The sequence below is a fragment of the Streptomyces laculatispora genome, assembly GCF_017353455.1.
GTDB lineage: Bacteria > Actinomycetota > Actinomycetes > Streptomycetales > Streptomycetaceae > Streptomyces > Streptomyces laculatispora.
Genome location: NZ_JAFMPZ010000500.1, coordinates 1 through 8671, shown reverse-complemented (window position 1 = coordinate 8671; position 8671 = coordinate 1). Strand labels below are relative to the sequence as shown.

Genomic DNA, 8671 nt, shown 5'->3' with positions numbered 1-8671 from the left:
CCCCCACACCGTCCCCCACCCCGGACGCCACGGACCGGGCGTTCCGCGCGGTGCGCGCCGGTGACTGCCTCGACGTGTACAGCGACGGTCGCGGCAACATGAGCGCCCGTGCGCCGGTCCGGGTCGGCTGCGCGGCCTCGAACGCCTTCATGCACGTCAGCCGCGTCACCTCCGCGGCCGGGGGCTCCAGTTCGTGCGACCGGGGGCAGGGCTACACCTGGTGGCACAAGTCGGGCCAGGACGGCGTCGAGAGGACGCTCTGCCTCGATCGGGTGTACCGGGTGGGCCAGTGCTTCCCCGCGCAGGTCCAGGGGGCCACCAGTGCCGATCTGACGGTGGTGCTGAGCTGCGACGCGACGAGCGTGCCACTGGCCGGCCAGTCGATCCTGCGGATCACCGGGTTCTACCGGGCCCCCGCGGCGGGCACGAACTGGACGTGCCCGGCCGGGAACGGAGGGCGGTTCTGGTACTGGCCGGTGAACAACGGCCGGAGCGTCATCTGCGCGTCGGCGGCCTGAACCGGCACGGCACGGCGGCCCCCTGAGGGACGCCGTGCCGTGCCGGAGCCTGGGCGCCGCCTGACGCGACCGGCCGGCATCACCCAGTCGACTTCAGCAGTTACTCGACCAGATAGCCAATTGTCTCCAGCATGAATTCACCATGCCCCAGAGATTCAGAAATCCGACGGAACTCCCCATGCATGCGTTCCGATACCGGCGTCCCGTACGCCGCATACGCGTGCAGCAGGAAACGAAAGGCGAGCTCGCCGTCCAGTTCCTCGGCACAATGGATCACGGCATTCCGCACGGCTCCGACCGGAATGGGTTCCAGTGGAGGCTCGCACACCTCATCCAGCGCATGCGCGAGCCGCGTGACCGCGTACACGACGCCCTTGTCCGCGCCCGGCGCGACGCCGGTCGCGGCGACCCCGGCGACAGGGCGCAGTACGCGCTCGATCCCGGTCAGCCAGGCCCGCCCGTGCGCCACGTCCGGGCCCACGGGGTAGTACGCGGCGGCCGCCCGCCAGAGCGCGTGGATCTCCGCGTCGGTGAGCGGCGAGTCAAGCAGCAGCCGCACGTCCCGCCCCAGCAACCGGATCTCTTCGCGACCGTCCTGGTCCACCGCGACGAGCTCGGCCCATCTCCGTACAAGGGCTGCGGGGTCAGGACCCTCGTGCCGCCAGTCCATGTGGAACCGACTGCCCAGGGCGGTGATTCCGAAGTCGTATTCCATCACGCTTCCTTCGAGCCGCCTAGACCGGGAATGCCGTATAGACATAGTAACCACCGGGAACCTTTCGGCCGAACGCGTCCTTATTCATCTTCTGAATGGTGACCGTGACCTTGTTTCCGGTGCTCCCGGTGGTGCCGTCCTTCTTCAGGAACGTACCGAGCGAAGTTCCTGCTTCTCCGAACGTCTTTACCGGCAGAGTGAGATTCTCCCCGTTGCGCATCTTGGCGAGCTTCCCCTGGATGAACGCCTGGATCTTCGGGTCGTTCATGATCTCGTTGACAGCCAGCTGCGCCGTCTGCTTGTCGACCCACTGACTGTTGATGCCTTTCCGCTCGGCAAGCCCCCGCATGTCGCCAGGGCTGACATCGACGTGCTCATCCAGCGCGTGTGCCTGTCCCGGGAATCTGCGATGGGCTTCGTCCAGGTCGATGACACCACAGGTGACGTTGTGGACGAGCGCGTTCTCGCTGCCCGCTCCCACGTAGTACGCATGGATCTCGTCGACCGTGAGGTCGTAGGTGGTCTGCCGCTGCGTGTAGTGGCGAACCGCCGTGACCGGCATGGCGTGCCCTGCCGGGGTCCGGAGCGCGGCGCCGGCCGTGATGTCGCCGGCGTCCACCCAGCGCCCCTGGTCGGTGAGCCAGAAGGGGTGGGTGTCCGTCGCGGTCAACCGCTCGGTTCGGGCGCCCGCCCTGACGGTCAGCACGGTGAAGTGCTTGTCGTCCGTGGTCCTGAACGTCCGTGTGACGGGGCGCAGGGCGGTACGGCCCGTCACCGGGTCGGTGGCGACGACACGGTCACCGAGGCGTACGTTCTCGATGGGCCGCCGCTTGCCGTCGCCGAACAGCACCGGCGTACCGCCCAGGAAGCTGTGCGGTACCTGGCACTCATCCGGCTCTTCGTCGTCGTCCGGCTTGTCCGGCCGCTCGGGCTTCTTCGGTTCCTGGGGTTTCGGTTTGGCCGCCTTCTCCGCGTCGAACTTCGTCTTCGCCGAAGCGAGTTTGGACTCTGCGGCCTTGACCTTGCCGCGCGCGTCCAGGATCTTGCCGATGGTGTTCTTCAGATCCCAGGAAAGGTTCACCACCTTCTTGGCCCGGCCCGCGCCCTTCTTCCAGTCCTGCGGCTTCCAGTACTTCTTCGCGAACTTGCCCGCCGAGCCGCCGATGAGGTTGAGCAGTACATCGATCACGGCGTCGCCGCAGGTGCCGAGGTCCTGTTTCATGACGCAGTCGAAGGGGTTCTTCAGACCCAGTTCGTCGGCGAGGATCTTGGCGAGTTCGACAGCGATCGCCTTCGCTTTGTCCTCGCTGGTGCGCTGATCGGTCCTGGCGGTCTCCAGCTCCTGCTGCGCCGCCTCGAAGTCCAACTGGGCCTGGGACTTGGCGGGGGGAAGCGGAGGCTCCGCCGGAGGCGGCGCGTCGGCGGCGGGAACGTCGCCTCCCGCCGGATCCTCCCCCTGGGGAGGCCGGTCGGCCTCGGCTGCCGGATCGGGGTCACCGGTGTCGCAGCCACCGCCCCCGATGCACGAGACCTGCGCCACGATCTTGTCGGTGAGGGTCTGTCCGATCCCGGTCGCGACCATCGCGCCGACGATGGCCGCGACAATCAGCACCATCCCCAGATACTCCAGCGCGGACTGACCCGACTGGCTGTCGCGACGGCCGCGGGCACGAAGGCCCGGCAGCCGCGCTTGTGTACGCCAACGACGTGTGAGGCCGTCGGGCGGACCAGTGTGTTCCCAGCTGGCCGCCTGACGGCCTCGTCTTAAGCCCATGGGTGCGAGGATAGCGGCGACCCGCAGACTTGGAATGGGCCCGAAGTCCCAATCCAGGGCCCAACGTTGGAGCCCACACCGGTACCGTCCGAAGGGATCGGAACACCGGCCGGTGTTCCTCCCGGCACGCTTCGCCCCGTCGCGAACCCCGCCCTCGTCCGGCGAGGATCTTCAGCACCCTCCGGTCTAGATCACCAGGCTCAGCAGCGCCGCCACCACGAAGCCCGCCACCGACAGGACCGTCTCCAGCACCGTCCAGGACTTCAGGGTGTCGCGCTCCGAGATGCCGAAGTACTTCGACACCATCCAGAAACCGCCGTCGTTGACGTGCGAGGCGATGATCGAACCGGCCGAGATCGCCATGATGATCAGCGCCAGGTGCGGCTGCGACATGCCCTGGCCCTCGACCAGCGGGACGACGATGCCCGCGGTGGTGACGATGGCGACCGTCGCGGAACCCTGGGCGATGCGCAGCACCGCGGAGATCAGCCAGGCCAGCAGGATGACCGGCAGGCCGACGTCGTTGAACGTGTCCGCGAGCGCGTCCGCGATGCCGCTGCTCTTGAGTACGGCGCCGAAGATCCCGCCCGCGCCGACGACCAGCAGGATGTTGCCGACCGGCTTGAGGGAGGAGGTCGACACCGACTCCAGGGACTTGCGGGACCAGCCGCGCCGGATGCCGAGCAGGTAGTACGCGAGCAGCAGCGCGATCGTCAGGGCGACGAACGGGTTGCCGAAGAACTCGACGACCGAGCGGAGCGTCGAGGGGGCCAGGGCGATGGAGGAGAACGTCGCGGCGAGGATCAGCACCAGCGGGGTGCCGATGATCGCGAGTACGGTGCCGAGCGCGACCGGGGCCTCGTGCGGGGTGACTCCCGCGGCGCGCTGCTCGGCGACGACCGCGGCCTTCGCCTCCTCGGCGGCCTCGACCATGTCCTGCGGGACGTCGACGAAGATCCGCTTTCCGATCCAGGCGGCGTATCCCCAGGCGGCCAGTACGGACGGGATGCCGACGACGGCGCCCATCAGGATGACCCAGCCGAGGGAGACGTGGAAGAGGCCGGCGGCGGCGACCGGGCCGGGGTGCGGCGGCAGGAACGCGTGGGTCATGGACAGGCCCGCCAGCAGCGGCATCGCGTACAGCAGGATCGACTTGCCGCGGGGGGTCCCCCCTGGTCGAGCGGAGTCGAGAGCTTGGGAGCGTTTGGCGGCGGCGTACACGATCGGCGCGAGGACGAAGATGCCGACGTCGAAGAAGACCGGGATACCGAAGATCAGACCGGTCAGGCCCATGGCGAGCGGGGCGCGCTTCTCACCGAAGAGATTCAGCAGCCGGGCGCTCAACACCTCTGCTCCGCCGGAGACTTCGAGGATCGAGCCGAGCATCGTGCCGAGGCCGATGATGATCGCGACATGGCCGAGGATGCCGCCCATGCCGGATTCGATGACGGAGACGGCGGCCGACTTCTGCACCGTGCCGAAGAGCTCCGTGACGGAGAGTCCGGCGCCCAGGCCGACGGCTATGGAGACGGCGAGCAGCGCGACGAACGGCTGCAGCCTGACCTTGATGATCAGGAAGAGGAGAAGGGCGATTCCGAGTACGGCGACGGTCAGCAGACCGGCCGTCCCGTCTATCAGCAGGAGGAGTCCACCGGTGTGGGGTGGCGTCTCGACCGGTGGGGGGCTCGCGGCGAGCAGCATGGGTAACTCCGTTGTCGGCCATGGGTTGCGGGTAGGGAGGAGCGCGGCACGGCGCCCCGGTGGAGCGGGGCGCCGTGCCGTACGGCGTGGTGCGGTGGAGCGGGTGCGGCAAGGGGATCAGGCTCGGTCGGTCGGTATCAGCCGAGGACCGCGAGGGCGTCGATCTCGATGAGCAGGCCCTTGGGCAGGCCGACGTAGACCGTCGTCCGCGCGGCGGGGGCGGCCTTGAGGTTCTGCTCGCCGAAGTAGGTGTTGTAGATCTCGTTCATCTCGGCGAAGTGGTCGACGTCGGTGAGGTAGACGCGCATCATCATGACGTCGTCCCAGCTCGCGCCGCCCTCCTCCAGGATCGCCTTGACGTTGGCGAAGGTCTGGAGGGTCTGCTCGCGCAGGGTGGGGCCGGCCGGGGTCGGTGCCTGGCCCTCCACCGCGGGCAGGAAGCCGACCTGGCCGGCGACCTGGAGGATGTTCCCCTTCTTCACTCCGTGCGAGAACTTCGCGGGCGGGGCGGTGTGGGTGCTCGGGGTGAGTGCGGTCTTGTCGGTCATCGCTGATCAGGCTTTCTTGGGTCGGGTGGTGCCGGAGTACTCCCGGCTGATGGTGTCGGCGGTGCGCCGGACCAGCGGGAGCAGGGTGAGGAGTTCCTCCGCCGTGACGACCACGTTCGGTGCGGAGACCGACATCGCGGCGACGACACGCCCGTCGGCGCCGCGGATGGGGGCGCCGACGCAGTTGATGGACTCCTCGTGGCCACCGAGGTCGGTGGCCCAGCCCTGTTCGCGTACGGCGGCGAGTTCCTTGAGGAACGCACCGGCGCCGGGGGTCGAACGGGACGTGTACATGGGGTAGTCGAGCTTCTCGGCGACGGCGCGCCGTTCCGGCTCGGGCAGGTCGGCGAGCAGGAGCTTGGCCACGGCGGCGACGGTGATCGCGACGGGTTTGCCGATCCGTGAGTACATCCGTACCGGGTAGCGGCTCTCGACCTTGTCGATGTAGAGGACCTCGTTCTCCTCGTACACCGCGAGGTGGACGGTGTGTCCGCAGCTCTCGTTGAGTTCGGCGAGGTGCGGGTGGGCGATCTCCCGGACGTCGAGGTTCTCGACGGCCTCCTGGGCGAGCGCGAAGAGCCGTGCGCCGAGGCGGTAGCGCTGGTCCTGCTGGCGGTAGACGAGTCCGTGCTCGTGGAGCGTACGGAGCAGCCGCAGCGCGGTGGACTTGTGGACGCCGAGCCGTTCGGCCACCTGTCCGAGGTCGGCGGGTCCCTGCGCGAGCAGCGGCAGGATGCTCAACGCCCGGTCGACGGTCTGGCTCATGTGCTGCGTACCTCCGTGTCGTCCCCCGTCCAGCCGGGGCCGAGACGCAGTCTCCCCCAGGCGGCGTCGTCGAGGGCCGCGAGGTGGTCGGCCCGGTCGCGGGCGGGCGGGTCGGTGAGGTCGCCGGGGACGGTGAGGACGGCGGCGGCCATCAGGTGACCGTGCCGGGCCCGGTCGCGGACGGGCAGTCCGCGCAGGGTGGCGGAGAGGAATCCGGCCGCGAAGGCATCACCGGCGCCGACGGGCGCGACGACGTCGACGCGCAGCGCGGGGACGTCCGTGACCGAATCGGCCCCCGGGGAGGCCGAGGAGCCGGCCCCGGGGCGGAGCCGGGAGAAGACCATGGCCCCGTCCGGGCCCCGCTTCACGACCAGCACCGCCGGTTCCGGCAGCGCCGCGCGGATCGCCTCGGCCCCCACGACGCCCCACGCCTCCTGCGCCTCGTCCTCCCCGACGAAGACGAGGTCCGCGCCGCGGGCCAGGTCCAGCAGGACGTCGGGGGAGGCGTCGCCGCCCCGCCACAGTCCGGGCCGGTGGTTGACGTCGAAGGAGACGAGCGGGCGGCCGGGCCGCGGGGCCGTCAGTTCGCGCAGCAGCGCCAGGCAGTCGGCGGAGAGCGCGGCCGTGATGCCGGACAGGTGCAGCACCCGGCCGGCGAGCAGGGCCTCGCGGGGGACGTTGGCGGGCGACATCGCGGAGGCCGCGGATCCGGCCCGGTAGTACGCCACCTCGTGGACGTCGGCCGCGCGGTCGGTCGCCGTGCGGAAGTAGATGCCGGTGGGGCGGGCGGGATCGCGCCGCACCGCGGAGGTGTCGACCCCGTAGGCGGAGATCGCGTCGACGAGATGGTCGCCGAAGCCGTCCGCCCCGACCCGGCTCACCCAGGCCGCCCGGTGCCCGGCCTTGGCGAGCGCGCAGGCCACGTTGGACTCGGCGCCCCCGATCCCCCGGCCGAAGGACGGTACGTCGGCGAGGCGTCCCGGCTGCGAGGGCAGGAACGTCACCATGGACTCACCGAGGCACACGACATCACTGGTCGCTGTGTCGGCGGCGGTCCTGGCCGGGGTTCCGGACACTCGGGGCTCCTCTTGGTCTGCGGGCGGCACCGGTTCTCACCATTGACCGGGCATCGGCTCGGATGTTAGACAGCCCTGAGCGATATACGCAATGGGTGTTGCATATGTTGCAACGCAATACAGTACAGACGTCTGCGGTGCACACGGCTTCAGCGGTGCTCACGGCGGACGACGACTGATCACGACTGACGACGACCTACTTCGATCGAGGAGGCACCCCATGGCTGCCGACCGTCCCGTGGCCGGACCGGCCGCACTCGCCGATGAGCGGGTCGACCACCGGTTCAAGGCGCTCCCGCCCGACGCGGAGGGGCTGACCGTCGGCGCGCTGGCCGCCGAGCGGCGCAACCTCTTCACCGGCGGGTTCACCACCCCCGTGCTCGCCCTGTCGGCCGAGTCCGTCGAGCACAACCTCGCCCTGCTGGAGACGTACGCGCAGCGCCACGGTCTCGTGTTCGCCCCGCACGGCAAGACGTCGATGTCCCCGCAGCTGTTCGCGCGCCAGCTGGAACACGGCGCGTGGGGCATCACCGCGGCGGTGCCCCACCAGGCGCGGGTCTACCGGGCGTACGGGATCCAGCGGATCTTCCTGGCCAACGAGCTCGTCGACGCCACCGCGCTGCGGTGGCTCGCGGGCGAGCTGGACGCCGACCCCGGCTTCCGGTTCGTCTGCTACGTCGACTCGGTGCGCGGCGTCGAGCTGATGGACGAGGCCCTGCGCGCGGCCCGCGCCTCCCGCCCGGTCGATGTCGTCGTGGAGCTCGGCGCGGGCGAGGGCGCCCGCACGGGCGCCCGTACCGAAGCCGACTGCGCCGCGGTCGCCGACGCGGTGGCCGCGGCCGGGAGCCTGCGCCTGGTGGGCGTGGCCGGTTACGAGGGCGAGGTGCCGGAGGCGACCGGCGAGCGGGTACGGGACTGGCTGCGCCGGCTCGTCGCGCTGGCCGCGACCTTCGACGCACAGGGGCGGTTCGCCGCGCTGGACGCCGGTGAGCAGATCGTGATCAGTGCGGGTGGCAGCGCGTGGTTCGACGCGGTGGCGGACGTGTTCGCCGGAATCCCGGAACTGTCCTTCCCCGTCTGCAAGTTGCTCCGCTCGGGGGCATACGTCTCGCACGACGACGGCCACTACCGCCATCTGACGCCCTTCAACCGGGTCCCCGAGGAGGGCGCGCTGCAGCCCGCCTTCCGGCTGTGGGCGCAGGTCGTCTCACGCCCGACTCCCGAGCAGGCGTTCCTCAACGCGGGCAAGCGGGACGCCGCGTACGACCTCGATCTGCCCCAGGCGCAGGTCGTGCGGTCGGGGCGGGACGGCTCCGTGCGGGCGGCCACGGGGATCGAGGTCACCAAGCTGTCGGACCAGCACGCGTGGGTCGGGACCGAGGAGGGCACGGGGCTGGAGGTCGGGGACTGGGTCGGGATGGGCCTTTCGCACCCGTGCACCAGCTTCGACAAGTGGCAGCTGATTCCGCTGGTGCAGGCGGACGGCACGGTCACGGACTACATCCGCACGTTCTTCTGAGCCCGCTTCCGAGCCCGGAACCAAGCCCCTCCGGCGGCTGAGAGGCTGTCGGGCG

The 8671-nt window shown here is 70.1% G+C and carries 8 protein-coding genes; 2 read left to right on the top strand and 6 right to left on the bottom strand.

Annotation, left to right across the window (positions count from 1 at the left end; translation table 11 throughout):
- Nucleotides 1-518 (top strand): LppU/SCO3897 family protein (locus tag J1C73_RS25630; RefSeq protein WP_372446735.1); only part of this gene is annotated, 518 nt, incomplete at its 5' end.
- 100 nt (nt 519-618) lie between these two features.
- Here the strand turns inward: J1C73_RS25630 and J1C73_RS25625 are convergent.
- The 6 genes from J1C73_RS25625 to J1C73_RS25600 form a co-directional block, all read right to left on the bottom strand.
- Nucleotides 619-1233 (bottom strand): hypothetical protein, encoded by a 615-nt coding sequence (locus tag J1C73_RS25625; protein WP_207318470.1) that lies wholly within the window; start codon nt 1231-1233, stop codon nt 619-621.
- Between the two features lie 19 nt (nt 1234-1252).
- Nucleotides 1253-2848, bottom strand: coding sequence for a polymorphic toxin-type HINT domain-containing protein (locus tag J1C73_RS25620; RefSeq protein ID WP_207318469.1), 1596 nt, complete (start codon nt 2846-2848; stop codon nt 1253-1255).
- A 345-nt stretch (nt 2849-3193) separates the two neighbouring features.
- Nucleotides 3194-4708: a GntP family permease gene (locus tag J1C73_RS25615; protein ID WP_207318468.1), complete on the bottom strand. Its 1515-nt coding sequence runs from the start codon at nt 4706-4708 to the stop codon at nt 3194-3196.
- 137 nt (nt 4709-4845) lie between these two features.
- Nucleotides 4846-5256: a RidA family protein gene (locus tag J1C73_RS25610; RefSeq protein WP_024493266.1), complete on the bottom strand. Its 411-nt coding sequence runs from the start codon at nt 5254-5256 to the stop codon at nt 4846-4848.
- 6 nt (nt 5257-5262) lie between these two features.
- On the bottom strand, nt 5263-6021 hold the full coding sequence (locus J1C73_RS25605) for an IclR family transcriptional regulator (protein ID WP_207318467.1): 759 nt from the start codon (nt 6019-6021) through the stop codon (nt 5263-5265).
- Entirely contained in the window at nt 6018-7097 is a 1080-nt protein-coding gene (locus tag J1C73_RS25600) for a sugar kinase (protein WP_207318466.1), read from the bottom strand. The genes J1C73_RS25605 and J1C73_RS25600 overlap by 4 nt, the downstream gene beginning before the upstream one ends.
- 220 nt (nt 7098-7317) lie before the next feature.
- Between J1C73_RS25600 and J1C73_RS25595 the strand changes: the two genes are divergently transcribed.
- Complete coding sequence (locus tag J1C73_RS25595) at nt 7318-8616, top strand: alanine racemase (protein WP_207318465.1); 1299 nt, start codon at nt 7318-7320, stop codon at nt 8614-8616.
- The last annotated feature ends 55 nt before the right edge of the window (nt 8617-8671 follow it).